The 24,912-nt window shown below is 40.8% G+C and carries 26 protein-coding genes; 22 read left to right on the forward strand and 4 right to left on the reverse strand.

What is annotated here, in order from left to right; genetic code table 11:
- The first annotated feature begins 78 nt into the window (after positions 1 to 78).
- On the forward strand, positions 79 to 786 hold the full coding sequence (locus IPM34_04365; protein MBK8954776.1) for an SAM-dependent methyltransferase: 708 nt from the start codon (positions 79 to 81) through the stop codon (positions 784 to 786).
- The gene (locus IPM34_04370) at positions 783 to 1,658 is read left to right on the forward strand and encodes a glycoside hydrolase family 16 protein (GenBank protein MBK8954777.1); all 876 of its coding nucleotides are present in this window, start codon (positions 783 to 785) and stop codon (positions 1,656 to 1,658) included. The genes IPM34_04365 and IPM34_04370 overlap by 4 nt, the downstream gene beginning before the upstream one ends.
- Here the strand turns inward: IPM34_04370 and IPM34_04375 are convergent.
- Positions 1,637 to 2,311 carry a polysaccharide deacetylase family protein gene (locus IPM34_04375; protein ID MBK8954778.1) on the reverse strand — a complete coding sequence of 225 codons (675 nt, stop codon included), beginning with the start codon at positions 2,309 to 2,311 and terminating at the stop codon, positions 1,637 to 1,639. The two genes, IPM34_04370 and IPM34_04375, sit on opposite strands and share 22 nt — an antisense overlap.
- Positions 2,312 to 2,440: 129 nt before the next feature.
- On the opposite strand from IPM34_04375, the gene IPM34_04380 reads away from it, so the two are divergent.
- The 3 genes from IPM34_04380 (at position 2,441) to IPM34_04390 (ending at position 6,633) form a co-directional block, all read left to right on the forward strand.
- Positions 2,441 to 3,970, forward strand: coding sequence for a glutamate--tRNA ligase (locus tag IPM34_04380; protein MBK8954779.1), 1,530 nt, complete (start codon positions 2,441 to 2,443; stop codon positions 3,968 to 3,970).
- Positions 3,967 to 5,385 carry an MBL fold metallo-hydrolase gene (locus IPM34_04385; GenBank protein MBK8954780.1) on the forward strand — a complete coding sequence of 473 codons (1,419 nt, stop codon included), beginning with the start codon at positions 3,967 to 3,969 and terminating at the stop codon, positions 5,383 to 5,385. The genes IPM34_04380 and IPM34_04385 overlap by 4 nt, the downstream gene beginning before the upstream one ends.
- A 69-nt stretch (positions 5,386 to 5,454) precedes the next feature.
- Entirely contained in the window at positions 5,455 to 6,633 is a 1,179-nt protein-coding gene (locus tag IPM34_04390; GenBank protein MBK8954781.1) for a hypothetical protein, read from the forward strand.
- Positions 6,634 to 6,849: 216 nt separating this feature from the next.
- Here IPM34_04390 and IPM34_04395 read toward each other — a convergent pair whose 3' ends face one another.
- Together IPM34_04395 and IPM34_04400 are read right to left on the reverse strand one after the other, a co-directional pair.
- Positions 6,850 to 8,175, reverse strand: coding sequence for a 4Fe-4S binding protein (locus IPM34_04395; protein MBK8954782.1), 1,326 nt, complete (start codon positions 8,173 to 8,175; stop codon positions 6,850 to 6,852).
- 13 nt (positions 8,176 to 8,188) lie between these two features.
- Entirely contained in the window at positions 8,189 to 9,526 is a 1,338-nt protein-coding gene (locus IPM34_04400; protein MBK8954783.1) for an NAD(P)/FAD-dependent oxidoreductase, read from the reverse strand.
- A gap of 261 nt (positions 9,527 to 9,787) precedes the next feature.
- On the opposite strand from IPM34_04400, the gene IPM34_04405 reads away from it, so the two are divergent.
- On the forward strand, positions 9,788 to 10,480 hold the full coding sequence (locus IPM34_04405) for a T9SS type A sorting domain-containing protein (GenBank protein MBK8954784.1): 693 nt from the start codon (positions 9,788 to 9,790) through the stop codon (positions 10,478 to 10,480).
- A 19-nt stretch (positions 10,481 to 10,499) separates the two neighbouring features.
- On the opposite strand, the gene IPM34_04410 is transcribed toward IPM34_04405, so the two are convergent.
- A complete protein-coding gene (locus tag IPM34_04410) occupies positions 10,500 to 10,907 on the reverse strand; it encodes a 6-carboxytetrahydropterin synthase (protein ID MBK8954785.1) in 408 nt (135 codons plus the stop codon).
- 143 nt (positions 10,908 to 11,050) lie between these two features.
- Here IPM34_04410 and IPM34_04415 point away from each other — a divergent pair, with 143 nt between their 5' ends.
- The 16 genes from IPM34_04415 to IPM34_04490 all read left to right on the forward strand — a co-directional run bounded on the left by IPM34_04415 (position 11,051) and on the right by IPM34_04490 (position 24,844).
- Positions 11,051 to 11,437, forward strand: a complete 387-nt coding sequence (locus IPM34_04415) for an NADH-quinone oxidoreductase subunit A (protein MBK8954786.1) — start codon at positions 11,051 to 11,053, stop codon at positions 11,435 to 11,437.
- A gap of 49 nt (positions 11,438 to 11,486) precedes the next feature.
- The gene (locus tag IPM34_04420) at positions 11,487 to 12,032 is read left to right on the forward strand and encodes an NADH-quinone oxidoreductase subunit B (protein MBK8954787.1); all 546 of its coding nucleotides are present in this window, start codon (positions 11,487 to 11,489) and stop codon (positions 12,030 to 12,032) included.
- Positions 12,032 to 12,538 (forward strand): NADH-quinone oxidoreductase subunit C, encoded by a 507-nt coding sequence (locus tag IPM34_04425; GenBank protein ID MBK8954788.1) that lies wholly within the window; start codon positions 12,032 to 12,034, stop codon positions 12,536 to 12,538. The genes IPM34_04420 and IPM34_04425 overlap by 1 nt, the downstream gene beginning before the upstream one ends.
- A gap of 6 nt (positions 12,539 to 12,544) precedes the next feature.
- A complete protein-coding gene (locus IPM34_04430) occupies positions 12,545 to 13,768 on the forward strand; it encodes an NADH-quinone oxidoreductase subunit D (GenBank protein MBK8954789.1) in 1,224 nt (407 codons plus the stop codon).
- Positions 13,769 to 13,887: 119 nt separating this feature from the next.
- Complete coding sequence (locus IPM34_04435; GenBank protein MBK8954790.1) at positions 13,888 to 14,514, forward strand: hypothetical protein; 627 nt, start codon at positions 13,888 to 13,890, stop codon at positions 14,512 to 14,514.
- Positions 14,515 to 14,633: 119 nt separating this feature from the next.
- Entirely contained in the window at positions 14,634 to 14,894 is a 261-nt protein-coding gene (locus IPM34_04440; GenBank protein MBK8954791.1) for a hypothetical protein, read from the forward strand.
- A 10-nt stretch (positions 14,895 to 14,904) separates the two neighbouring features.
- Entirely contained in the window at positions 14,905 to 15,417 is a 513-nt protein-coding gene (locus tag IPM34_04445) for an NAD(P)H-dependent oxidoreductase subunit E (GenBank protein ID MBK8954792.1), read from the forward strand.
- 1 nt (position 15,418) lies between these two features.
- Positions 15,419 to 16,756, forward strand: coding sequence for an NADH-quinone oxidoreductase subunit NuoF (gene nuoF, locus IPM34_04450; protein ID MBK8954793.1), 1,338 nt, complete (start codon positions 15,419 to 15,421; stop codon positions 16,754 to 16,756).
- A gap of 12 nt (positions 16,757 to 16,768) precedes the next feature.
- Positions 16,769 to 17,737, forward strand: coding sequence for a (2Fe-2S)-binding protein (locus tag IPM34_04455; GenBank protein MBK8954794.1), 969 nt, complete (start codon positions 16,769 to 16,771; stop codon positions 17,735 to 17,737).
- Positions 17,734 to 18,744: an NADH-quinone oxidoreductase subunit NuoH gene (gene nuoH / locus IPM34_04460; GenBank protein ID MBK8954795.1), complete on the forward strand. Its 1,011-nt coding sequence runs from the start codon at positions 17,734 to 17,736 to the stop codon at positions 18,742 to 18,744. Before IPM34_04455 ends, nuoH begins: the two co-directional genes overlap by 4 nt.
- A gap of 60 nt (positions 18,745 to 18,804) precedes the next feature.
- Positions 18,805 to 19,260, forward strand: coding sequence for an NADH-quinone oxidoreductase subunit I (locus tag IPM34_04465; GenBank protein MBK8954796.1), 456 nt, complete (start codon positions 18,805 to 18,807; stop codon positions 19,258 to 19,260).
- Between the two features lie 7 nt (positions 19,261 to 19,267).
- Positions 19,268 to 19,783, forward strand: coding sequence for an NADH-quinone oxidoreductase subunit J (locus IPM34_04470; protein ID MBK8954797.1), 516 nt, complete (start codon positions 19,268 to 19,270; stop codon positions 19,781 to 19,783).
- Positions 19,780 to 20,109, forward strand: a complete 330-nt coding sequence (gene nuoK, locus IPM34_04475; GenBank protein MBK8954798.1) for an NADH-quinone oxidoreductase subunit NuoK — start codon at positions 19,780 to 19,782, stop codon at positions 20,107 to 20,109. Before IPM34_04470 ends, nuoK begins: the two co-directional genes overlap by 4 nt.
- An 18-nt stretch (positions 20,110 to 20,127) precedes the next feature.
- A complete protein-coding gene (gene nuoL / locus IPM34_04480; protein MBK8954799.1) occupies positions 20,128 to 22,014 on the forward strand; it encodes an NADH-quinone oxidoreductase subunit L in 1,887 nt (628 codons plus the stop codon).
- A gap of 5 nt (positions 22,015 to 22,019) precedes the next feature.
- Positions 22,020 to 23,462 carry an NADH-quinone oxidoreductase subunit M gene (locus IPM34_04485; GenBank protein ID MBK8954800.1) on the forward strand — a complete coding sequence of 481 codons (1,443 nt, stop codon included), beginning with the start codon at positions 22,020 to 22,022 and terminating at the stop codon, positions 23,460 to 23,462.
- Between the two features lie 20 nt (positions 23,463 to 23,482).
- A complete protein-coding gene (locus IPM34_04490; protein ID MBK8954801.1) occupies positions 23,483 to 24,844 on the forward strand; it encodes an NADH-quinone oxidoreductase subunit N in 1,362 nt (453 codons plus the stop codon).
- The last annotated feature ends 68 nt before the right edge of the window (positions 24,845 to 24,912 follow it).

The following is a 24,912-nucleotide window of genomic DNA, read 5'->3' on the forward strand; positions in this document are numbered from 1 at the left end:
GAAGTGAAAGGGCTGGCGAAGTTAGATGAAATGACCGGAAGAACCAACAATTGAGTTGAAACTAATTAACTTCGCCGCATGTCTCAAGCCAAGCTTCATTTAATTCCAGTGCCATTAAGCGGCGCCTCCCCCGAACAACTAAGCCAGGAAGCTATAAATGCAGCTAAATCGTTGAATACCTTTGTTGTAGAACGTGCAAAAACAGCCAGACATTTCCTCAAATCCATCCAACATCCTACTCCTTTGCAATCGATCGAAATTTTTGAAATACCAGAGCGGGATCAGCATCATTTTAACCAAAATATGATCGGGGAGTTGCTGCTGGGCAAAAGTATGGGTCTTTTATCCGAGGCCGGTATGCCATGTATTGCCGATCCGGGTTATGAAATAGTAAGATTGGCTCATGAAATGGGGATCCCGGTCTTTCCTTATTCTGGTCCGAACTCTATGCTGCTTGCTTTGATGGCTTCAGGTTTTTCCGGACAAAGTTTTCAGTTTCATGGATATCTCCCTGCCAAAAAGGAAGCCCTGAGAGATCAGGTGATAAAAATTGTAGCGATTGTAAAAAATACAGGTATACCACAAATTTTTATGGAAACGCCCTACCGGAATAAGCAATTGTTGGATATTCTTTTAAGCCATGTGCCCGGAGATGTAAGCCTTTGTGTTGCCAGTCAGTTGGGGAATGCACAACAAAAAATTCATACCCGAAGCATGAAGCAATGGACTACAGAACTATGTAAAGTACATTTGGATCTTCCATCCGTATTTATTTTAGGAAAATGAAACAGTTGTTTTTCTTTATTTTATGGAGTACCTCTCATTTAGCTGCACAAGACAGCTTGATTGTTGTCGAAAAAAGTGGTTTGGATATTTGTTCAAAAGGAACATGGAATCTCATTTGGTCTGATGAATTTGAAGGCCATGCCCTTGATCGCACAAAATGGTTCAGCTATTTCCCTTTTACAAAAGATGGTTCCGATTCATGTGCGGCTTGCAGAGGATTGGTAGGCGATGAGTTTTTATCGGATTCAAACCTGATCGTTCAAAACGGAGTTCTATCCATCGAAGCCCGCAAAGAAAAGGCAAGCTGGTTTGGTAAAGATTTCGATTATACTTCCGGCAATATTTTTTCAATGCAGGGATTTAAATACGGCCGATTTGAAATCAGATGCAAACTTCCGGAAGGAAAAGGGTTTTGGCCATCATTTTGGACAGCCGGTGATGGAGTCATTGAGGAAATCGATGTCTTTGAAGCCAAAGGCCATATTCAAACACAACTGCAAACCAATTACCACCATTGTTACAATCGATCTGGTTGTCAACAACCTAAATGGCATTGGACTTCAGATCAGGAAGATTGGAATACATATGCCATCGAATGGGATCCTTTTTTTATCAGGTGGTATGTAAACAAAAGATTGGTAAGGACTCTGCCTGGGTATAAAAATTTAAAAAATAACCGACCCGCCAATCACTGCATCTTGCGAAAAGGTAACTATGTACCTATAGATGCTTTTCCAAAAAATAAACACCGGATCATTTCCGGACTTGGAGTAGGGGGGCCTTTTGGCGGAAGGATCAGTTCAAAAACAAAATTTCCATCGCGAATGGAAATAGATTACATCAGGATCTATCAAAGAACCGATTCTGAATAAGTTGTTTTTTCGCTGTAAGATTTGTTTGATATTGAACTTTCTTCTAAGGCTTTAAAACGGTATCCAAGATTAGAAAAATGATCGAGAACCCTCGGCAATACAGATTTCAGTTTTGATTTAGATTTAATGGAATCGTGAAAAACTACGATGGACCCTGGTAATGAATTCCGGACGACGTTTTGGTAACATGCTTCGGCAGAGAGATCGGGATCAAAGTCGCCGCTCAGCACATCCCACATGATGATTTTGTAGTGATGTTTGAGTATTCTGGTTTGAGATGGTTTTATTTTTCCATAAGGCGGTCTGTATAATCTGGAACCACAGGCCCTTGCTCCTTTTCTAACATTTAAAATATAAGCAAGATTATCGGTTTGCCATCCGGAGAGGTGGTTATAACTGTGACTTCCAATGGTGTGGTTTTCTTCCCGGATCCGCTCCAGGAGCTCGGGGTATTTCTCAGCGTTTTCTCCTACACAAAAAAAACTCGCTTTTGCCTCGTATGCATATAATTGTTCCAAAATCCAGGGGGTCACTTCGGGAATGGGCCCATCGTCAAAACTCAGGTAAAGTTCTTTCGCAGGGGTCTCAATTCTCCATATCAGATCCGGAAAGATCGTCTGCAGAAATTTTGGAGTGTAACTCAGATAAACCATTCGGGGCTTTTGTTCAGGATAATGACGTATAAAGGTCTTGAAACATTGGTTTGAGTTATCAATTCTTTTTATGATTAACAATATCTTATGAAGAGTATGTGCATCTTTGCAAACAGTATTATTTTGTTTATGAGTCACAGGGAAGTACGTTTGCGTTTTGCTCCCAGCCCCACAGGAGCATTGCATATAGGAGGCATCCGAACCGCTTTGTACAATTATTTATTTGCAAAGAAAATGGGTGGGAAATTTATTCTGCGCATTGAAGATACAGACCAGGGCAGATATGTAAAAGGAGCTGAAGAATATATTCTTGGAAGCCTGAAGTGGCTGAATTTATTGCCCGATGAAGGACCAGAAAACGGTGGACCCAGTGCCCCTTACCGGCAATCTGAAAGAAAAGAAATTTATCAGGCACATGCAGAACTGCTTTTAAAAAGTGGTCAGGCTTATCTGGCATTTGATTCGGCGGAAGCGCTCGACGCACTCAGGAATTCAGGGGATGGCAATCAAAAGTACGACTTCAACACGAGGTCCCGCATGCGCAATTCACTGAACATGTCGGCCGACGATTTGGCCATGGCCATAAAAATGCAAGAACCTTATGTCATCAGACTGAAAGTTCCTGCGAATGAAGAAGTATTGATCCAGGATATCATCCGGGGTACCGTCAGATTTCATACCTCTGAATTGGATGATAAAGTATTGATCAAATCAGATGGCCTCCCAACGTACCACATGGCCAATGTTGTTGACGATAGACTCATGGGCATCTCCCATGTCATCAGGGGAGAAGAATGGCTGTCTTCCACAGCGCATCATTATCTATTGTATAAGGCATTTGGCTGGGAACATGAAATGCCCCAGTTTGCACATTTGCCTTTGATTTTAAAACCTTCCGGAAATGGCAAACTTTCCAAACGCGATGGTGCGCAATTTGGCTTTCCTGTATTTCCAATGGATTGGATCAATGATGACGGGAGCAAGTTGATGGGCTTTAAGGAATACGGATTTGAACCGGAATCGTTGCTGAATTTTTTAGCCTTATTAGGTTGGCATCCGGGAACCGATCAGGAGTTGTTATCGGTAGAAGAAATGATAAATCTTTTTTCCCTGGATAAAATAGTAAAATCGGGAGCGCGATTTGATTTTGAAAAAAGCAAGTGGTTCAATCAGCAGCATCTTTTGCATCTGGATCCGGAAATAGTTTATGCCCGGTTGAAGGAACTTTATCTTCAATACAGCATATCCTTGAGTATTGAAGAATGTCAGACTTTGTACACTTTATATAAAGACCGCGTACATTTTTTCATGGATTATTTTGAGTCAGGACGATTTTATTTTGAAGAACCCCATTCCTATGACGAAAATTATCTCAACCAGAAGTTTAAAAGAGAAATAATACCGGTATTGCACGAGTTGAAATCAGAGCTAAGTGGTGTTGAAATCTTTGAAGCTGCCATTTTGCATGAAGCCATGCAAAAATTTTTGAAGAAATGGAATTTAAAACCGGGCGAACTGTTTCCACTTTTACGCGTAGTTATGACGGGCCAAACCAATGGGCCCGATGTTTTTAAAATGATGGAATTTATGGGCTATCCAAAATTGAATAATCGTTTAAAATTATTTATTGAATTTGCAGAATTTAAATTTCCGATATGAAGATAAAATTTTGCGGCGCTGCTCGAGGCGTTACAGGTTCCTGTCATTTATTGATCCTCGATAATGGATACAAAATCCTTTTGGATTGTGGATTATTTCAGGGCGATGAAGAAGGTGATGAGGAACTCAATTCCAAATGGTTTTTTGATCCTGCCGAGATCGATATCATGGTGTTGTCTCATGCACACATCGACCATTGCGGGCGTATCCCAAAGTTGGTCAGAGATGGATTCAAAGGGCATATATTATCGACACATGCAACGAGAGACCTGGCTGAGATCATGTTGATGGATACGGCCCATATTCAGCAGCGGGATGCAGAGTATTTCAATAAAAAGGCAGCAGAGAAAAGAAAAAAACACGGTGGTGATAAACTAAAATTTAAAGAACCATTATATAAATCTATAGATGTAACGAATGCCATGAAACATTTCGTTACAGTTTCTTACGATCGTTGGGTTGAATTGGCAAAGGGGATCAAATTATTGTTTACAGATGCGGGACATATTCTGGGATCAGCTTCTGTCAACCTCGTCATCCAAAAAGGCGGAGATGATCTTCGCCTGGCCTTCAGCGGCGACATCGGAAGGCCAAACCGACCTATTCTGAGAAATCCGCAACCGATGTGGCCTGCAGATGTTGTGCTCACGGAATCAACATACGGCGACAAGCTGCATCTTCAAAAACCCGCAGAGAAGGAGCATTTCATGCAAGTGATTGCAGAAACCTGTGTGAACAGGAATGGGAAACTCATCATCCCTGCATTCAGTCTGGGCCGGACACAGGAATTGGTATATATTCTGGATCAGCTTTGCAACGAGGGAAAATTACCTAATATATCCGTCTATGTGGACAGTCCTCTTGCAGTCAGTGCGACGGATATATACAAGGCTCATTCCGAATGTTTTGATGAAGAATTGTATGAATACATTCTCAAAGATCCGGATCCTTTTGGATTCAGAAAGCTTCGATACATTACCGATGTGAACGATTCAAAAAATCTGAATGCACAAAAAGAGCCCTGTATCATCATCTCTGCTGCTGGTATGATCAATGCCGGAAGAATTCAGCACCATGTGTTCAATAACATAGAAGATCCAAAAAACACCATATTACTTGTCGGTTATAGTTCTCCGGGAACTCCCGGCGGAAAGTTGCGCGCAAATGTAAGCGAACTCAAGATGTTTGGCGAACTTAAGAAGGTCAATGCTAAAATTGAAATCATGGATTCTTTTTCTGCGCATGGCGATCAACAAGAGATGATCAAATTTCTTGAAAATCAAAAGGAGGTTTGCAAGAGGATGTTTCTCGTTCACGGAGATTATGATGTTCAGAACTATTATCAGCATGAATTAAAAAATCAGGGTTTTGTAAAACCGGAAATTCCCGAATTAAGACAGCTGGTTACTTTGTAATCATTGGTGGTATTGATTCCTGCTGACTTTTACAAATTATTGTTCTTAATTAATAAAATAGCTAAGCTTATGTCGAAAATTTATTTGTTTTTTATTTCTTTTTGGATGATCAGCCAGTTATCAGCACAGTTAAAGTTTGATTTACAAATAACTTTGGAAGGCAATGTTCGCGAATTTATTGTATCTGTTCCTTCAAAAGCTCCTCCTCCAAATGGTTGGCCCTTAGTTTTAATGTTACACGGTACGAGTGGAGATAAAAATGTGTACTACAATTCTTATGGTTGGAGTGAATTGGGACAAAAAGAGAATTTTATAACAGTATTTCCGTCTTCATTAAGATGGTGCTTTGTAGATTCAGCTGGAGTGAAGAACAATACCAAGTGGGTTTGCGGTGACTTGATCGAAAACATATGTCCGAAAGACACTCCCAAACTGATTGATGACGTGCTTTTCCTGAGAAGGATGGTAGCATTGATTGGAGACACCTTTCAGCTCAATAACCAGAAAATATTTCTTAGTGGTTTCTCTAATGGTAGTTGTATGACCTTCAGGGCTGCCATGCGCGCTGGTGACATATTCAAGTCATGTGGCAGCACAGCAGGAGGATATCATGAATTGGATTCTATTATACCAGCCATAAGAGTTCCATATTGGTATATGGTGGGTACACATGATGACGGATTAATCAGACCTCCATACACCATGCTTCCCTATGGTGGGGACAGCATTCTAGCGTACATGAATCCTACCATAAGACGTACACTTGTTAGTTTGGGTCTGTCTGAAAAATTCAAATTAACTGAAGATTCGGTCAGCAAGACTTATAAGTTTACTGAATGCCTGCCGGGCGAAAACTGTAAACCATATTACTTCACTTTAATTAAAGGATTAGAACACCAGTTTCCAAATGGAAGAAACCATGCCGTGGATGCTCCTGCTCTGTTCTGGGATTTCTTTTGCAATCCACCATCAACTACTACCAGTAACGAAACCGCTTCTGGAATCACTCAGAAACAATTGCTTGTTGTACCAAACCCATCCAAACATTTGGTTCACATCAACTTGAATTCGTTTTTTTCTAAAGAAGTTCATGGTGCTGTTTACAATGCAATTGGGCACAAAGTAATGGATCTGATTCCTGAAAACGGAGTTGTAGAAATTTTCAAAAATGATGTTGGCGCTGGTTTGTTTTTTGTTAGGATTTCAGATGTTGCGCATTATGGATTTGCGAAGATAATTTTTGAATGACATCAATATCAGGGTGGTTTATTTAAGCTGAACTGACATTTCGACTTTTAGGAAAGTCTTGTGTAAAATCAAAAGTTCCTTTGAATTAAACTATTTTTTTTTGAAATTTCAGCTGAACCCACTTTCATCTTTTAGCTTTCAGCTTCGGGCTTTAAGCCTTATCCTTATTCTATTTGAACTCTTCACTTTAAGCATTGCTCTATAATCTTTGCGTTCTTAACTATTACTAATAACCGATTCTGTCAATCTGCCGCCTTCCGGTCCATTTTCAAGTTTAAGTACTCCTCTTGGGCAAACTGCAGCACAAACGCCACAACCTACACAACTGGCACGTACAATGTTTTTTCCTTCCTGCGCATACGCACGGACATCGATGCCCATTTCGCAGTAGGTCGAACAATTGCCGCAGGAAATGCATTGACCGCCATTGGTTGTGATCCTGAAACGCGAAAACAATTTTTGCTGAATACCTAAAATCGCGGCCATCGGACAACCAAAGCGGCACCAGACCCTGCTGCCTAAAAGCGGATAAAATCCAACACCAATGACTCCGGAAAATGCAGACCCAATGAAAAAGCCATAATATTTTCGCAAAGCGCTTGTTGACATGCCCAATAATTCCGGTTGACCAGTTTTATACGTGTATAAAACGCCAATGGTCATGATGATCACCAGAAATAATATAGGATAAATCAGGAGCCGTTCAAGTTTCCAGGAATTTGCGGATTTGTCCGACAAATGGCGGAACGGATCGCCAGCTGTTTCTGCTAATGCGCCGCAACCACATACCCAGGAGCAGTACCAGCGTTTGCCAAAAAAATAAGTGAGCAATGGCGAGATCACAAAAATCATCAGCAATCCGAAGACAAGAAAAAACCAGCCGATTGAACCACTGTTTTTAAAACTTTCAATATTCCAGGCATCAAAAAAATAATAATTCAATGGCCACATATTCTTGAGATCGTTGTAGGGTAGATTCATTCTCAACATCCATTCGGGAATGAGAAATGCGAAGAACAGCTGGAAAAACATGACAGAAATGGTACGTATTCTTTGATATGCATTGTGTCTGTACTTCCAAATAAATTTTAATCCAAAGAAGAGGATAAACAAAGTGTAAAATACACCGTACACAAACCACTGGGATGCAGGCTGTTTTTTTAATAAATAGCTCAGCGGATCAAAAATGGCGATAAGGCCTGTGTTGCCCTGAGGACGAAGTCCAAGATATTCTGGCCACCAATATAAGAGAACATAAAAACATGTTAATGCAATTGCCGTTAACCAGGCAGACCAGGATCTGGAAGTCAATCCTGAAAACCAAGTACCATTATTTTTAATACCGGGATGTTCATTTCTGTATTGGTTCCACGCATATCCGGTAATGGAAAGGGATAACAGCAACAGAATATAGATCCATGAACCACTCCAGATGATGTTGTCAAACGAAATCCATAACATCAGGATCAACGCAAAAAATGCGCAGACAATAAAGGCCAGTTGGTTATTTTGGATTCGTTGAAGTTTTGTAAAAGCGGGCATGGACTTTATTATTTTAGGATTTTAGAAATTGGAGTATGGAATTCAATTTCCCGGAAGATCTGAGTTGAATATTATGACCGGTTTTTTGTTTAAATGATTCCAGTAATTCCGGTGCATAATCCGGAAAAAACTCGGGATCAAAAAAGGCCAACCGGATATCCGACAGAACATCCGAAATCTTTGATTTTCCGGAAATCCATTTATGGCAAACTTCCTGACGAAAACGCACACCGAGGAGATTAAAACCTGCAATTTCATTTGTTGTCGTATCGTAAACCAACCTGATGCTTTTTTCATCCTGAGGAGCTTTCCAAAAAATACTATCCAAAGGAAATTCGATTTTATTGGGGACCGTTCCATAAACCTGATATTCCAGATCGAAAAACTTTGCAGAATTGAACCAAATACCCGGATCGTATGGCGTTTTTATTCCGGCCAGATTGGCTGCGAGGGCATTACCCATTTTCCGGGCACTGTACCAGATGGCCTCCACAGCTTTTCTGTCAATACGAACACTTGTTAGTTGTGCACAATCGCCTATGGCATATACCTCCGGAATATTGGTTTCCAGAAATTCATTGACGAGGATCCCCCGATCGGTAGAAAGAGGAGTCCCTTTCAGCAAGTCGATATGAGGTCGAACTCCTGCAGTAATTCCAACAAAATCGCATTCGAGCTCTTCACCTGCGTCGAGAACTATGCTCTTTACTTTGCCATCTTCGCCTCGAATTGATTTTAGTTTTGTTTCAAGTCTCAAATCTATCTTTCTATTCCTTATATGTGCTGAAATCATTGCTGCTTCATCATTGGGCAGCACGGAACTCCAATATTCACTTTCACGCACGAGCATGGTCACGGGAATATTTCTCGAATGAAACATTTCAGCCAGTTCTATTCCGATGAGACCACCACCCACAATTACAGCCCTTTTTATCAGACTGCTTTTTTCTTCAATGCGTTCAAGATCTTGTTTGCTGTAAAATCCGGAAACGCCATCGAGTTCTTCTCCGGGCCAGCCAAACTTATTTGGAACTGAACCCAATGCCAGCACAAGTCGGTCGTACCCGTATTTGTTTCCATCTTCTGAGATCACCTGTCTGTTTTGAAAGTCAAACGAAACAATCTTTGCGCGAATGAGATCCAATTTATTCTTTTGCCAATATTTGCGTTCATAAGGTTCGAGATCCTGCCATCGCATGTGTCCCATATACACGTACATGAGTGCAGTTCTCGAGAAAAAAAAATCAGATTCATCAGAGATGATGGCAATGGGATCATCAGTGAACCTTCTTAAAGAACGGGCGCAACTGATGCCTGCAACTCCATTTCCAATAATCAGCGTTTTGACCATGCTCCTAATTTATGCCACGGATTAGTTCCTCAGCAAACATAAACGAAAAATAGGCTCTCTTCCTTTTAATGCAGACCAGGTTTTCCATAGAATCCTCCAGTGCCCCCGGAAATTTGGATTGTCAGCGGAATCCGGAAGTCACCACTGTATTCCAGGGTCAATATCTGTTCTGCAAATCGAGTCTAATTTTAACTATAATTTTTATCCATGAGCTATTGAAATATAGTACATTTACAGTTGGTTTAAACTTGTAATTGGCCTATGAAATATATTTACCTGACTATCAGCATTTTAATTTCTGGATATGCCATCGCTCAGGGTCCACGTTATACTGTGAACCCAAGCCCGAATACCATTTATTTTGTTCCGGATAACACCGACCATTATAAATCCGGTAAGGTCAGAAATCATACAAACGAAGTATTAAACATACTTTGGACGCGTGAAATCCTGATGATGCCAGCCGGATGGAGTACCTATGTTTGCGATGCTAATAACTGTTATGCGGATAAAGTAGGTAAATGTCCCGAAATTTATCCGAACGTAATTCAGCCAGGCGATTCAACTACACTCGATGTACACGTGTATGAAGATGGAACGATGGGTGAAGCGCATATTGTGATGTGGGTTTACGAGGCAGAGGATACTTCTAAAAAAGTCAAAGTTGATTACACTTTCAACAAAGTGGTTTCTAACAAGGACATCAGAAATATTGCAGTGAAAGTTTATCCAAATCCAGCTTCGAATTCATTTACAGTCGATTACAATACAGGATTGGTCCGTATAGATTTGGTTAATATTCTAGGCAGAAAAATCCGTTCGTTCCGTGCAGTTCCTAACAGCTCATACGACATCAGCGACCTGGAAGATGGTATGTATTTTATTCGACTCATCGGGCCAAACGACCAGAATTTCCGCACCTTGAGGTTGCAGAAAAGGGCAATTAAAGCTTAAGATTGTTTTAGTTAGCCGATCAGGCTGGATATTCGACAAAATTTCTTGGAGTTTCTGAAAGCCGGATCTGGATGTCCAGGTGCCCCGGAATTACCTTCCTTAATTTATTGTATATCTCAATGCAGATATTCTCGGCAGTTGGAATGATGTGCTCAAATTCAGCACAATCCAAATTCAGATTTTTATGGTCAAAATCGGCCTCAACGTGCATTTCGATAAGGTCTTTAAGAATTTTCAGATCGATGAGAATTCCCGTGGCAGGGTCCAGTTCTCCTGTTATTTTAACATCCATCTCATAGTTATGACCATGAAAGTTTGGGTTGGCACAAATTCCAAACACTTCTTTGTTTTTTTCGTCTGACCAATCAGGTCTGTACAGACGGTGCGCTGCATTAAAATGGCCTTTTCGTATGACTGAAATTCGCATTCTTTTTTGCACAAAAGTATGAAAATCAACCCTGGTGGCAACCGCAATATTTATACGGCCAGGGAATCCATCATAATCAGGCTAAATTTTACCCTTTTCACCGGTTCTGGCTTATATTTGCCGGGCCGTTTAGAAACTTCAGTATGCACGCTTACCACATTCCGCAGGACTATTTTCCAATATTTCTTCAATTCCTGGTTGCACTTGGTTTCGTTGTATTTGTTCTGATTGCCACACATTTGTTAGGACCCAAAAAGGGGGGAAAACGCAAAGAAGCAAGCTTTGAATGTGGTCTCGACAGTGTAGGTAATGCGAGAAATCCATTTTCTGTCCGGTATTTTATGACCGCTATTCTCTTTGTTTTATTTGATGTAGAAATTATTTTCATGTATCCGTGGGCAGTCAACTTTAAAAAACTGGGTTGGTTCGGATTTGTTGAAATGTTTATTTTTCTTGCCATGCTTATGGCTGGATTTTATTATGTTTTACTGAAAGGAATTTTAAAATGGGAAACCAGGGATGACGTATGATTCGGTTCCCGGTAATCTAAAAAACTAGCCACTTGTGAAAACCACAGACATGCCATCCAAAATTCACGTCGCCGAAGCACCGGAAGGAATTGCCGGACAGGGTTTCTTTGCCACCAGTCTGGATGCTGTTGTAGGGCTGGCCAGAAAAAACAGCATCTGGCCCTTGCCATTTGCCACTTCCTGTTGCGGCATTGAGTTTATGTCGACCATGTCCTCCCATTACGATCTGGCCAGATTCGGTTCGGAAAGGTTGAGTTTTACTCCCCGACAGGCTGACTTATTGATGGTAATGGGCACAATAGCCAAGAAAATGGCACCAGTATTGAGACAAGTCTACGAACAAATGGCCGAGCCCAAATGGGTGATCGCCGTGGGCGCCTGCGCCTCGAGCGGTGGAATATTCGATACATACAGTGTTTTGCAGGGAATTGATCGGGTGATTCCGGTGGATGTCTACGTGCCGGGTTGTCCACCGCGTCCGGAACAAATTATAGAGGGTGTCATGCGGATCCAGGACCTGATTGGAAAAGAATCCGTTCGAAGAAGGGACTCAGAAGAATACAAACAATTGATGGAGGCATATTTTATTAAGTGATGACTACAGTAGTATCGAAAGATCTTCAACTCAAATTAAACGAAGCAATCGGATTGTCTTGCGAAATTTCGGAAGATGCTTTTGGCGTTTTAAATATGGAATTGCCTGTCAATCAAATTTTTGGGGTGGTTTTGTTCTTGTACAGAGACGAAGAATTTGGCTTTAATTTTTTGACAGATATCTGTGGGGTTCATTATCCTCAATTGAAAGGAAGAGAATTATGTGTAGTTTACCACCTGCAAAGCATGCAGAGGCGATGCAGGTTGAGAATAAAAGTATATGTTCCGCTTGAGAAACCGGAAATACCCACCTTGTGTGGAATTTATGGTTCGGCAAATTGGATGGAGCGTGAAACTTATGATTTTTACGGAATCCAGTTTGTAGGCCACCCAAATCTGAGGCGCATTTTGAATATGGATGAAATGACAGAATTCCCTATGCGCAAAGAATTTCCTTTGGAAGACCCCAACCGGGAAGATAAAATGGATTACCAGTTTGGCAGATAAATTGAAATGAAGACAAACCAGGAATTTTTAGCAGGATTAGAAGAACGGCACAAACCGGAAATTCCATATACCACTTTAAACCTCGGCCCGACGCATCCCGCGACACACGGGATATTTCAGAATGTATTGCAAATGGATGGCGAGCGCATCGTTAGCGGCGAACAGACCATAGGTTACATTCATCGTGCATTTGAAAAAATTGCCGAGCGGAGGCCGTTTTATCAGATTACTCCGCTGACGGACCGACTGAATTATTGTTCAGCACCGATCAACAACATGGGTTGGCATCTGACTGTCGAGAAATTGTTGGGGGTTCAGGTCCCTAAGCGCGTAGATTACATGCGTGTAATGGTTATGGAGCTTGCCCGGGTAGCCGATCACATCATTTGCAACAGCATCCTGGGAGTTGATACCGGAGCATTGACAGGATTTACCTATGTATATCAATGGCGTGAATTTATTTATGAAATATACGAAGAGATTTGTGGCGCCCGGTTGACAACCAACATGGGGAGGATTGGTGGTTTTGAACGCGATTTTAACCAAATAGTTTTTGAAAAAACCAGGAAGTTCCTCAAAGAATTTCCGCCAGCCTGGAGGGAATTTGAAAATTTGTTGTCGAGGAACCGCATTTTTATGGACCGGACCATAGACACAGGAGCATTAAGTCTCGAAAGGGCTTTGAATTATGGATTTACCGGCCCCAATTTAAGAGCTTGTGGAGTGGATTACGATTTACGGGCCATTGAGCCGTATTGCTCTTATCAGGATTTTGATTTCGACATTCCGGTGGGTACGACCGGAGACACATATGACCGATTTGTGGTAAGAAATGAAGAGATCTGGCAAAGTCTGAGGATCATCGAACAGGCGATGTCCAGGATTGAAAGCATGGAACCGGTTTACCATGCGGATGCTGATCACTATTATCTTCCTCCCAAACAAGAGGTATATCGAAATATGGAAGCGCTGATCTACCATTTTAAGATCATCATGGGCGAAATAGAAGCCCCTGAAGGCGAGGTTTACACTGCAGTGGAGGGTGCAAATGGGGAATTGGGATTTTACCTGATCAGCGATGGGGGTAGAACCCCATACAGGCTGCATTTCAGGAGGCCGTGTTTTATATATTACCAGGCCTTTCCGGAAATGGTTAAAGACCAACTGCTGTCGGATGCGATTGTAGTGATGAGTAGTCTTAATGTCATCGCAGGAGAATTGGATGCATGAAGCTAATATGAGTTGATAATAAAAAATAAACCAAAAATAGTTAATATTTTAAAAATAAACTAAATTTGGTATATATTTTGAAATATATTCTATCTTTGATGTATACAAATACATAATCGATGGAAGGATTTGTCCTCTACGCCGACTTACTGGAATCCAGAAAACTGAAAGACTTTTTTCTGATCAGTAAGAAACAAGAGCAAATGTTTAGCAGCCTGAATGAGAAATTCCATAGTGAATTTCTGTTTCCGCCACGAACTGTAAAGGGTGTGGATGAATTCGAACTGGGTTTACGTTCGCTGAACTGTCTGCTCGATTTATTTATTGAAATGAATGCCATTTTGCATCCCTATATTTTCAGATATCACCTGAGTTTTGGAAACATTCAAATGTCTGAAGATTTTGAAAACAAGGTGCTTGGGGGAGAAGTGTTTCATAAGATCAATGACAACATTGAATTTATGCGCAAGCAAGACTTATTGTTTTTGACTTCGGGAATTCCTTCGCTTCAATCAGGCTTATTGAATAGTTTTTTCAATGCCTGGATGATGTTGACCAGCGATTGGACGGTGAGGCAAAACGAAGTCATGCAAATGAAGAGAAAAGCATACGCACATAAAGAAATAGCAGAGGACTTAAATATAAGTGTTGCAGGTGCGCAGAAAATTGCGGAACAGGCAAATTGGAAGCAGGTTCTTTTTATAGAAAAGGAATTTCGGAATTTTTTGAATGAATGGAAAGTATAGTCTATTACATCGTTGGACTTTTGATTACAATGATCCTGAGCCGGATTGTTCCCTGGATTCTTGGTTCTTATGGAATCAGTCCATGTAACATTTCAAAGGAAAAATGAAGTCAATCGAGATTGATAGGGTATTGCGAGATAATTTTGGTGTATGTTTTTATCATCAAAGGTGAAGCAACTGGGATGGGTTTGATTTTTGCTGCGAAAGCTCTGGCAAGAATTGAACAACAGAAAGACGATGCCATGCAGACGTATTTTTTGGCAGGTACGCTTGTCAAATTTACGTATGCGGTTTTATGGTCTTTGTTTTTTAAATACAACGAAGTTTTTGGAACAGAACTCGTAAAAAATATTTTTATTTCAACAGGTTTGATTGGTTAATTTAACAAACATGTCGACAGCTACAGAAAGCAATTATAAATTTCTAAAGGATCTTTTAAAAGAAGCCGGTGAAATCGTTCAACGCTACCCCGAAGGGAGGCAGAAATCTGCTTTGTTGCCCATACTTCATTTGGTGCAGGCCCGGGAAGGTTGGTTGAGTGCAGAAGCAATGGATGAAGTGGCACAGTTTTTAAATTTACAATCCATAGAAGTCTATGAAGTCGCCTCGTTTTATACCATGTTTCATTTAAAACCCGTAGGTAAATATGTTTTGGAATTTTGCAGAACAGGCCCTTGTTGCCTGGTCGGTGCTGAATCGCTCTTACAATACGTACAAGACAAACTGAATATTGGAATTGGCGAAACCACTTCAGACGGTTTATTTACCATCAAAACGGTAGAATGCCTGGCTTCGTGTGGAACAGGACCGGTGTTGCAGATTGGTCCAGAATACAAGTACTACGAAAATTTGAATAAAGAGAAATTGGATCAGATCATTGAAAGCTTAAGAAGCAAATCCTGATATGTCAAAAAAACTATTGCTCGAACACGTCGATAAAGAAGGAATACAGTACATAGATACCTACATCAAATTTGGAGGTTATGCTTCTGTGACCAAGGCACTCAAATCTCTGAGTCCGGATCAGGTTGTTGAAGAAGTTAAGACTTCTGGTCTCCGAGGACGAGGTGGGGCAGGCTTTCCGACAGGAATGAAATGGTCGTTCCTCGATAAAAAATCCGACAAACCCAAATATCTCGTTTGCAATGCAGACGAATCTGAACCCGGTACTTTCAAAGACCGGTATCTGATGGAAAAAATACCGCATTTGCTGATCGAAGGGATGATCGTTTCTTCATTTGCTTTAAATGCTAACACCTCATATATCTATGTACGGGGTGAAATGATGTACGTCATCAAAATCCTGGAGCGCGCTATTGCTGAAGCCTATTCCAAAGGGTATTTGGGAAAAAATATCATGGGTTCAGGTTACGATCTCAACTTGTATGTACAACCGGGTGGAGGGGCATACATCTGTGGAGAAGAAACAGCTTTGCTCGAATCCCTGGAAGGGAAAAGAGGGAATCCAAGAAACAAACCACCATTTCCTGCAGTCTGGGGATTGTATGGTTGCCCGACGGTCGTCAACAATGTGGAAACCATTGCCGCTGTACCCTGGATTGTAAATCAGGGTGGCGCAGCTTATGCTGCCATTGGAGTAGGAAAAAGTACAGGAACCAAACTGATTTCAGCTTGTGGTAACATCAACAATCCGGGAGTTTATGAAATCGAACTGGGTCTGCCTGTTGAAGAATTTATATACAGCGACAATTATTGTGGAGGTATAACTAACAGTCGTGAGTTAAAAGCCGTAGTACCGGGTGGTTCATCGGTTCCCATCTTGCCCAAAGATCTGATCCTGAAAACAGCTGCAGGCGATTCCCGTTTGATGAGTTACGAATCATTGGCAGAGGGTGGATTTGTGAGCGGTTCGATGCTGGGTTCAGGAGGATTTATTGTGTTTGATGACCAAGCCTGTATCGTTAGAAATCTCTGGAACTTTACACGCTTTTACCATCACGAGAGTTGCGGACAGTGCAGTCCTTGCAGGGAAGGTACAGGATGGATGGAAAAAGTATTGCACCGCATCGAGTATGGCCATGGAAAAATGACGGACATTGATTTGTTGGTAGACGTTGCAAAAAATATAGAGGGTAAAACGATATGTCCTTTGGGTGATGCCGCAGCCTGGCCTGTTGCCAGTGCAATCAGGCATTTTCGAAGTGAGTTTGAAGATCATGTCAGGAATCCGGATAGCTGTCTTGCAAAACATTTACACGGAGATTTTGCCTTGGCGCATTAAAATGATATTTGTATGAGTGAATTATTAAAAGTAACCATAGACGGACGAAGCATCGAGGTACCACCTGGCACTACCATTCTTCAGGCGGCAAGACAATTGGGAGGAAAATATCCTCCGGCCATGTGTTATTATTCTTCTTTGGAAAATACAGGTGGAAAATGCAGGGTTTGTCTGGTTAAAGTTGCACAGGCCAGCGAAGCCAATCCAAGGCCTATGCCCAAATTGGTGGCAAGTTGTATAACACGGGTCGAAAATGGAATGGTTGTTGAAAATGAAACCAACCAGGAAGTCATCAACGCGAGAAACGGGGTCGTGGAATTTCTGCTGATCAATCATCCTTTGGATTGTCCGGTATGCGATCAGGCCGGCGAATGTGATTTGCAAAATTTATCATTTGATCATGGCAAAGAAAACACGCGATACGAAGAAGGAAGAAGGGAGTTCGATAAAATAGATATAGGTCCTTACGTGCAGTTGCACATGACCCGTTGCATTTTATGTTACCGATGTGTTTATGCTGCAGAACAACTTACCAACCAACGCGTGCATGGTGTACTCAACAGAGGAGATGTTTCTGAAATCAGTACGTATATCAAGAATGCCATCGATAACGATTTTTCCGGAAATATCATCGATGTCTGCCCGGTTGGCGCACTTACGGATAAAACTTACCGATTTAAACAACGGGTATGGTTTTCAAAACCTTTCGATGCACATCGCGAATGTTCACATTGCTGTGGTAAAACCGTGTTGTGGTTGAAAGGCGATAACATCATCCGGGTTACCGCAAGGAAAAATGAATTTGGAGAAGTGGAAGAATTTATCTGCAATTCCTGCAGATTTGAAAAAAGAGATATAAGTGATTGGATTGTGGAAGGTCCTCGTAAGGTCGATCAGGAATCCGTGATCGCTTCGAATAAATACGAACTGCCTGTAATTTCGCCGGCAGTAAATGTAGATGCAAAATTTGTTTCGGAATGAGCGATTTAATATTTAAAATAATTTTCATTGCATCTGTATTTGGCATTTCTTTGTTTATTGCCATGTATACAACTTATGCCGAACGAAAACTGGCAGCTTTTCTGCAAGACCGTCTGGGTCCAAACAGAGCAGGACCTTTTGGTATCTTGCAACCTCTTGCAGATGGCATTAAGCTGTTTTTTAAAGAAGAATTTATTCCAAAGGTTTCGGATAAATTTTTATTTATTCTCGGACCTGCGCTTTTTATGTGCACGGCATTGATGACCAGTGCTGTGATCCCATTTGCACCGGATCTGAAAATCGGCGATCGCATTTTTGAAATGCAGGCGGCGGATCTCAATGTGGGCATTCTATACATCTTTGGAGTGGTATCGCTCGGAGTTTACGGAATATTGATTGGAGGTTGGGCCTCCAACAATAAATTTTCATTGCTGGGTGCAATTCGCGCCGCTTCACAAAACATCAGTTATGAACTGGCAATGGGCTTGTCGATTGTTTCGTTGATCATGGTCAGTTCGAGTTTGTCTTTGAGAGACATGGTGGAGCAGCAGGCCGGACTGAACTGGAATGTGATTTATCAACCTCTTGGATTTTTGATTTTTATCATTTGTGCATTCGCAGAAACCAACCGGGCACCTTTCGATTTACCGGAATGTGAAACGGAACTGGTAGGCGGGTTTCATACCGAATTTTCTTCGATGAAATTGGGGTTTTATCTTTTTGCAGAATACATACATGTGTTTATAAGCAGCGCAGTAATCTCTACTTTGTATTTCGGCGGATACCAATTTCCATTCGTAAGCAGTATGGAGCCGGGTATTTTGAAAACCGTTTTAGGAGCTGCGGTGATGTTTGGAAAAATTACTTTTTTCATCTTTTTATTTATTTGGATCAGATGGACTTTACCGAGATTCCGATACGATCAGTTGATGAACCTGGGATGGAAAGTACTGATCCCTCTTGCGGTTTTGAATATTTTGTTGACGGCTCTCTTTATCTTATTTTAAAAGCGTAACATGGCAGCCATAAAATTGACAGAACGATATAAACTGATGCCCCGCAAGCCAATGACATTTGCGGAGCGGATCTACCTGCCCGCAGTGTTCAAAGGAATGGGCATTACGATCAGTCATCTTTTTAAAAAGAAAGCAACCATCAGTTATCCGGAGCAGAAAAGGCCAATGAGTCAGGTGTTCAGAGGTTTACACGTCCTCAAACGCGATGAAAAAGGTGCTGAGCGATGCACAGCATGCGGACTTTGCGCATTGGCTTGCCCTGCTGAAGCGATCACGATGACTGCTGCCGAAAGAAAATCGGATGAGAAGCACTTGTACAGGGAAGAAAAGTATGCTGCAATTTATGAGATCAATATGTTGAGATGCATATTCTGTGGTCTCTGCGAAGAGGCTTGTCCAAAAGCAGCGATATTCCTGCAAAACGATAAAATGGCTCCGGCAAGTTACGACCGGGACGATTTCATTTTCGGAAAGGACCAGTTGGTTGAATCTTTCCGGCAAAATTGAGTGATCTATGGATAAAATATTTTACATCATATCTGCTTTGACTATTATGTGTGCTTTGATGGTTGTTGTATCGAAGCATCCCATTCGAAGTGTATTATTTCTTGTGGGTACATTTTTTCTGATATCAGCGCAATATATATTATTGAATGCACAGTTTCTTGCACTTGTCAACATTGTGGTGTATGCCGGAGCGATCATGGTTTTATTTTTATTTGTCATCATGTTCCTGAATTTAAACAGGGAAATCGAACATATTAAATCGTGGATTCCTGCCACGGCGGCTACGATTGCTTCAGGAAGTTTGCTATTGATCTTTTTGTCCGCTTTTAAATCTACACTCCTTGAGAAACCGGAAGTATCAGATTATCAGATAGGTTTAGTCGAAAATATTGGCGAGGTCCTTTACCGCGATTATTTATTTCCTATGGAGATTTGTTCCGTCCTGTTTCTTGTGGCGATGATCGGTGTAGTGTTGCTCAACAGAAAGGAAAATGAATCACCCCGTAAAATTGTGTTGCCATGAATCACATTCCCGAAATCATAAGAACCATATCATTGGAACAATACCTATTGCTCAGTGCGATCTTGTTCTTTATTGGATTACTTGGAGTACTGGTCAGAAAGAATATCATCATTGTATTTATGTGCATCGAGATCATGTTGAATGCCGTGAATTTAATGATGGTTGCCACTTCCGCTTACAGAGGTGACAGTGCCGGGCAGATCATGGTATTGTTTACAATGGCAGTTGCTGCAGCTGAAGTTTCGGTTGGTTTGGCTATCATCGTAATGATTTACAAAAATTTAAAGACAACAAACATCGACCTGTTCAGTCAAATGAAAGGTTGATTTATACAGAACATAAAGATGAATCCGGAAATAATTTTACACCTCATCCTTTGGCCTCCATTATTAGGATTTATACTCAATGGAATTATAGGTTCAAAGTTTCCTAAATGGTTGGTCACATTCATGGCCTGTCTGATGCCGCTAATCAGTTTCGTTGGAACAATGTTGGCCTACGTCAATTTAAAAGATAAAAAGACGGCCATAGAACTTTACACCTGGTTCGTTGGCGAAGGGGCTGCGAAGGTGAATTTTGGATTTTTTATTGATAACCTCACCTTAGTAATGTTGTTTGTGGTAACGGGTGTCGGAACCTTGATCCATGTTTACTCTTCAGGATACATGGCCGATGACAAAGGTTATCCCCGTTTTATGGCTTACATGAATTTATTCATGTTCAGTATGCTCATGCTGGTTCTTGGTTCCAATTTAGTAGTGCTGTTTGCCGGTTGGGAAGGTGTAGGACTCTGTTCATTTCTGCTGATTGGTTTTTGGTATGAAAATCTGGAATACAACAAAGCTGCTGCAAAAGCATTTGTGATGAACAGGATCGGCGACCTTGCTTTTTTGATTGCGATTTTCATGACCATTTATGCAACAGGTGCCATAGAATTTGAAGATGTGAAAGATACCATCATCAGCGGAGTAAATTTGAACGAACCCATAATGGTCGTTATTGCAATTTTATTTTTTATTGGCGCTTGCGGCAAATCTGCACAAATACCTTTATTCACGTGGTTGCCCGATGCCATGGCAGGACCAACACCTGTATCTGCATTGATTCATGCTGCTACCATGGTTACTGCGGGTATTTATTTAGTGACACGGATGAGTTTTCTGTACGATGTAACCCCAATTGCTCAAACGGTAGTTGCAATCACAGGTTGTCTCACCGCATTTGTCGCTGCATCGATAGCCCTTAAACAAAACGACATTAAAAAAATTCTGGCCTACAGCACAGTGAGTCAACTGGGTTATATGGCTGCGGCTCTGGGAGTTGGAGCATACATCACCGCTATTTTTCATTTGATGACGCATGCTTTTTTTAAGGCCTTATTGTTTTTGGGTGCAGGTAGCGTGATTCATGGTTTGCATGGTGAACAGGATATCAGAAATATGGGTGGACTGAAGTCTAAAATGAAATGGACTTATATGACGATGTTGATTGGTACCTTGGCGATAATAGGTTGCCCGCCGTTTGCAGGTTTCTTTTCAAAAGATGAAATTCTTGCCGTGGTTTATTCCAAGAATTTTGTGTTTTTTATAGTGTTGGCGATATCTTCTGTCTTTACAGCCTGGTATATGCTCAGAATGTTTTTTTCTACCTTTCATGGAACTTACAGAGGAAGTGAAGAAACACACGCTCACATCCATGAGTCACCGTGGAATATGCGATCTGTACTCGTAATTCTGGCCGGGTTATCGATTGTTGGTGGATTTGCAGGACTGCCTGAAATTACGGGTCAGGCTCATTTACTGGAGAAATTTTTAAAGCATGCCATCTTTCAAAAAGCTTTTCATGTCAGCCACTTATTTGAGTATGTATTGTGGGCTGTGACGGTTGTTACTTTGGTAATTCTGTTTGTACTGACCTACAAAAGATATGCAGGTGTTGACAGAAAATATACTGATGCAAACGAGAATTATCTGGCTAAACTGTTGGCAAATAAATACTATTTGGACGAAATCTATGATTTCTTGATTGTGAAACCTCTTAAAAGAACCGGATCCTGGTTGATGCACACATTTGAATTCGGTGTTGTTGATAAAATTGTGAGTATACCAACAGCCATTGTGCAGTCTGGTAGTTTTGCTTTGCGCAATTTACAAAATGGAAAATTGAGCTGGTACTTGCTGTATAGTATAATAGGTTTATTGATTATACTCCTTACGTTCATAATAATTTAAAGGATATGATGTTGGCAATAATTTTGATTTTTATTCCAATACTTTTTGCGGTATTCACTTTTTTATCCGGTAAGAAGTATGCACCCTATCTATCCTTATTTTCAAGCATCATCAGTTTATTTTATTTCTTGCTGCTGATGAGCACTTACGATATCGAGGGGAAGCAATTGTCATTTAATACACAAGTTGAATGGATCTCTTCGATCAGAGCTTATTTGCATTTTGGATTGGATGCAGCATCTGTCCTGCCTTTGTTTTTAACCCAATTGGTAATTTGCCTGAGTATCCTGGCTACTTTGGTAAAAGGAAATGACCGGAGTGCAGGTTACTACGGATTGATATTATTGGCACAGGCAGGATTCAACGGATTTTTTAGTGCGCAAAATCCTATCAGTTTTTATATTTTCTTTGAAGCTGCATTGATCCCGGTGTACTTTCTTGTGTTGAGGTTTGGAGGCCCTGAACGAAAAAAAGCGGTATTTAAATTTTTTTTATATACCGTTTTTGGTGGTTTGCTAATGCTTGCGGCTATACTTTTTATTCAGTTCCATATGCAAGGTTACCTCAGTCTCAGTTCCTGGGCAGATTTTTATAAAAATAAAATGGCGCTGGATTATCAATACTGGTTGCTTGCGGCATTTTTTATTGCATTCGGAATTAAATCGCCAATATTTCCATTCCATACCTGGCAGGCAGATCTGTACGCACAAGCCGACCGGCCTAGTCTAATGATCATTGCAGCCGTCATGTCAAAAATGGGGATTTTTGGATTGATTCGTTTCGATTTCTTTTTTGTCGAAGCCATTTATAAATGGCAGAATTATCTGATTGCATTATGTTTGATCGGAGTGGTCTATGGTGCACTCATTGCCTGGAGGCAAAAAGATATCATCAGGTTGCTTGCATATTCTTCATTATCACATATGGGACTCATCGCAGCAGGAGTTTTAACCATGGCTAATTTGGGTATTCAGGGCGGATTGTTTGGAATTCTGGCACATGGCCTGGCTGCTACAGGTTTGTTTTTTGCAGCGGACGTGGTCATACGCAGAACAAATGATCCAAGCATCGATTCTGTTTCAGGAATTGCAAGAGTTAATCCGCGATTTGCGGTTTACTTTTTCATTGTATTGTTATCCAGTATTGGATTGCCTTTGACTTGTGGTTTCATCGGAGAGTTTTACCTTCTATGGTCCATTACGGAGTTCAAACCATTCTACGGAGCATTTGCGGCTTTGTCAATCATTCTTGGAGCCGTATATATGTTTAGATTATACCAGAAGAGTATGTTCGGCCCCGTATCAAATACGGGCAGTGGTTTTGGTAAACTAAGTTTATCCGAAGATTATGTATTTATTGTTATAAGTATTCTGATTATTGTAATAGGTTTTTTTCCGGTGAGTTGGGTAGGGATCGGGCAGTATGCTTTTGGATTCATGAATAATTAAACCATCAAATTAGGATCATCATGATGTTAGCTCTTATCATATTGTCGTTGTTTGCTATCGGGGTTATGTTTCTGGGATTTGCAAAACTCCGGAACATTATAATGCCTGTTGCACTTGGCGGTGTAGCACTCGCTTTTTATGCATTAATTTCCGGACAAACTTTCTGGAATCATTATTTGATGAATATGCTGCAAACGGATGGCAATGCAGCGGTTCTTTCCGGATTGGTAATGCTTAACGGACTGGCGTTAATTCCATTTTACAACGTATATGAAAAACGGGGACAGGAAGAAATTGCAGATTTTTTAGGTTTAATTCTTTTTGCGCTTGTGGGTTCTATCCTTATGGTGTCCTGTTCCAATTATATGACGATGTTTTTAGGCGTGGAAATATTATCCATATCTATGTACATACTTGCCGGCGCGGATCGCAGGAAAGTTAAATCCAATGAAGCGTCCTTAAAATATTTCATAACCGGATCTTTTACCAGTGCCATTCTGTTGTTTGGGATTGCCTTACTTTATGCCGTTTCCGGAAGTTTAAATATCGATAATTCATTTTCTGCAGATGGTAATTTATTAGCCCAAATGGCTTATCTGTTTATTTTTACTGGATTTGCTTTAAAAATTGCAATCGTTCCTTTTCATTTTTGGGCACCTGATGTTTATGAAGGCACGCCAACATTATTTACAGCAGCGATGGCCAGCCTTGTAAAAATTGCATCGATGGGCGCTTTTTTCAGGATCATCCAAATGAATGCGGAGAATATGCCTGACTGGATTGATGCATATTTTATAATGCTGATTTTGGCGACACTGATCTTTGGAAATCTTTTCGCTTTAAAACAGCAGGGTGTCAAACGATTGTTAGCCTACTCCGGAATTGTTCAAGCCGGTTTTATATTAATGGGTTTCATCCAATTAAAACCTGGCGATGATTGGGCAATACTTTATTATTTTATAGCTTACGTATTGGCTTCAGTCGTGAGTTTTACGGTGGTGCATTTTGTGGAAGAGCAATCCGGTTCGGATGATTTAAACGCATTTGCGGGATTATACCGCAGTAATCCTACTTTGGCTGTTGTCATGACCATAGCTTTGATTTCATTGGCTGGCGGACCCTTTACATCAGGATTTGTCGCAAAAATATTTATGTTGAACCAGGCCATTACACATGGATATGCAGCCCTGGTTGTAGTTGCCGTAATATGTACGATCCTGTCGGTATATTATTATTATAAAATTATCAATGCCATGTTTTCCGGAAGTGCAGATCAGAAATTTTCCTTGTCTCCGTTGCATTCCGGAATGCTCATTTTGTTTTCATTGGTAACGCTCGCTGCCGGTATTATCCCGACCTATTTTGTGGGATTGTTGAAATAATCAAATTATTTTTTTAAAAAAGTAATAAGATTTTCTTCTGTTATTTTAAAATAAGATAAAAAAGTCTT

It is taken from the genome of Saprospiraceae bacterium (assembly GCA_016716185.1).
Taxonomy (GTDB): domain Bacteria; phylum Bacteroidota; class Bacteroidia; order Chitinophagales; family Saprospiraceae; genus Vicinibacter.

What these genes read in the sequence shown, in the direction of transcription:
- IPM34_04470 (MBK8954797.1), top strand. Translation starts at nt 19,268, where the DNA reads ATGGATAAAATATTTTACATCATATCTGCTTTGACTATTATGTGTGCT.
- IPM34_04365 (MBK8954776.1), top strand. Translation starts at nt 79, where the DNA reads ATGTCTCAAGCCAAGCTTCATTTAATTCCAGTGCCATTAAGCGGCGCC.
- IPM34_04430 (MBK8954789.1), top strand. Translation starts at nt 12,545, where the DNA reads ATGAAGACAAACCAGGAATTTTTAGCAGGATTAGAAGAACGGCACAAA.
- IPM34_04455 (MBK8954794.1), top strand. Translation starts at nt 16,769, where the DNA reads ATGAGTGAATTATTAAAAGTAACCATAGACGGACGAAGCATCGAGGTA.
- IPM34_04380 (MBK8954779.1), top strand. Translation starts at nt 2,441, where the DNA reads ATGAGTCACAGGGAAGTACGTTTGCGTTTTGCTCCCAGCCCCACAGGA.
- IPM34_04435 (MBK8954790.1), top strand. Translation starts at nt 13,888, where the DNA reads ATGGAAGGATTTGTCCTCTACGCCGACTTACTGGAATCCAGAAAACTG.
- IPM34_04465 (MBK8954796.1), top strand. Translation starts at nt 18,805, where the DNA reads ATGACATTTGCGGAGCGGATCTACCTGCCCGCAGTGTTCAAAGGAATG.
- IPM34_04415 (MBK8954786.1), top strand. Translation starts at nt 11,051, where the DNA reads ATGCACGCTTACCACATTCCGCAGGACTATTTTCCAATATTTCTTCAA.
- IPM34_04400 (MBK8954783.1), bottom strand. Translation starts at nt 9,526, where the DNA reads ATGGTCAAAACGCTGATTATTGGAAATGGAGTTGCAGGCATCAGTTGC.
- nuoH (MBK8954795.1), top strand. Translation starts at nt 17,734, where the DNA reads ATGAGCGATTTAATATTTAAAATAATTTTCATTGCATCTGTATTTGGC.
- nuoF (MBK8954793.1), top strand. Translation starts at nt 15,419, where the DNA reads ATGTCAAAAAAACTATTGCTCGAACACGTCGATAAAGAAGGAATACAG.
- IPM34_04490 (MBK8954801.1), top strand. Translation starts at nt 23,483, where the DNA reads ATGATGTTAGCTCTTATCATATTGTCGTTGTTTGCTATCGGGGTTATG.
- IPM34_04425 (MBK8954788.1), top strand. Translation starts at nt 12,032, where the DNA reads ATGACTACAGTAGTATCGAAAGATCTTCAACTCAAATTAAACGAAGCA.
- IPM34_04405 (MBK8954784.1), top strand. Translation starts at nt 9,788, where the DNA reads ATGAAATATATTTACCTGACTATCAGCATTTTAATTTCTGGATATGCC.
- nuoL (MBK8954799.1), top strand. Translation starts at nt 20,128, where the DNA reads ATGAATCCGGAAATAATTTTACACCTCATCCTTTGGCCTCCATTATTA.
- IPM34_04390 (MBK8954781.1), top strand. Translation starts at nt 5,455, where the DNA reads ATGTCGAAAATTTATTTGTTTTTTATTTCTTTTTGGATGATCAGCCAG.
- IPM34_04385 (MBK8954780.1), top strand. Translation starts at nt 3,967, where the DNA reads ATGAAGATAAAATTTTGCGGCGCTGCTCGAGGCGTTACAGGTTCCTGT.
- IPM34_04445 (MBK8954792.1), top strand. Translation starts at nt 14,905, where the DNA reads ATGTCGACAGCTACAGAAAGCAATTATAAATTTCTAAAGGATCTTTTA.
- nuoK (MBK8954798.1), top strand. Translation starts at nt 19,780, where the DNA reads ATGAATCACATTCCCGAAATCATAAGAACCATATCATTGGAACAATAC.
- IPM34_04485 (MBK8954800.1), top strand. Translation starts at nt 22,020, where the DNA reads ATGATGTTGGCAATAATTTTGATTTTTATTCCAATACTTTTTGCGGTA.
- IPM34_04370 (MBK8954777.1), top strand. Translation starts at nt 783, where the DNA reads ATGAAACAGTTGTTTTTCTTTATTTTATGGAGTACCTCTCATTTAGCT.
- IPM34_04375 (MBK8954778.1), bottom strand. Translation starts at nt 2,311, where the DNA reads ATGGTTTATCTGAGTTACACTCCAAAATTTCTGCAGACGATCTTTCCG.
- IPM34_04420 (MBK8954787.1), top strand. Translation starts at nt 11,487, where the DNA reads ATGCCATCCAAAATTCACGTCGCCGAAGCACCGGAAGGAATTGCCGGA.
- IPM34_04410 (MBK8954785.1), bottom strand. Translation starts at nt 10,907, where the DNA reads ATGCGAATTTCAGTCATACGAAAAGGCCATTTTAATGCAGCGCACCGT.
- IPM34_04395 (MBK8954782.1), bottom strand. Translation starts at nt 8,175, where the DNA reads ATGCCCGCTTTTACAAAACTTCAACGAATCCAAAATAACCAACTGGCC.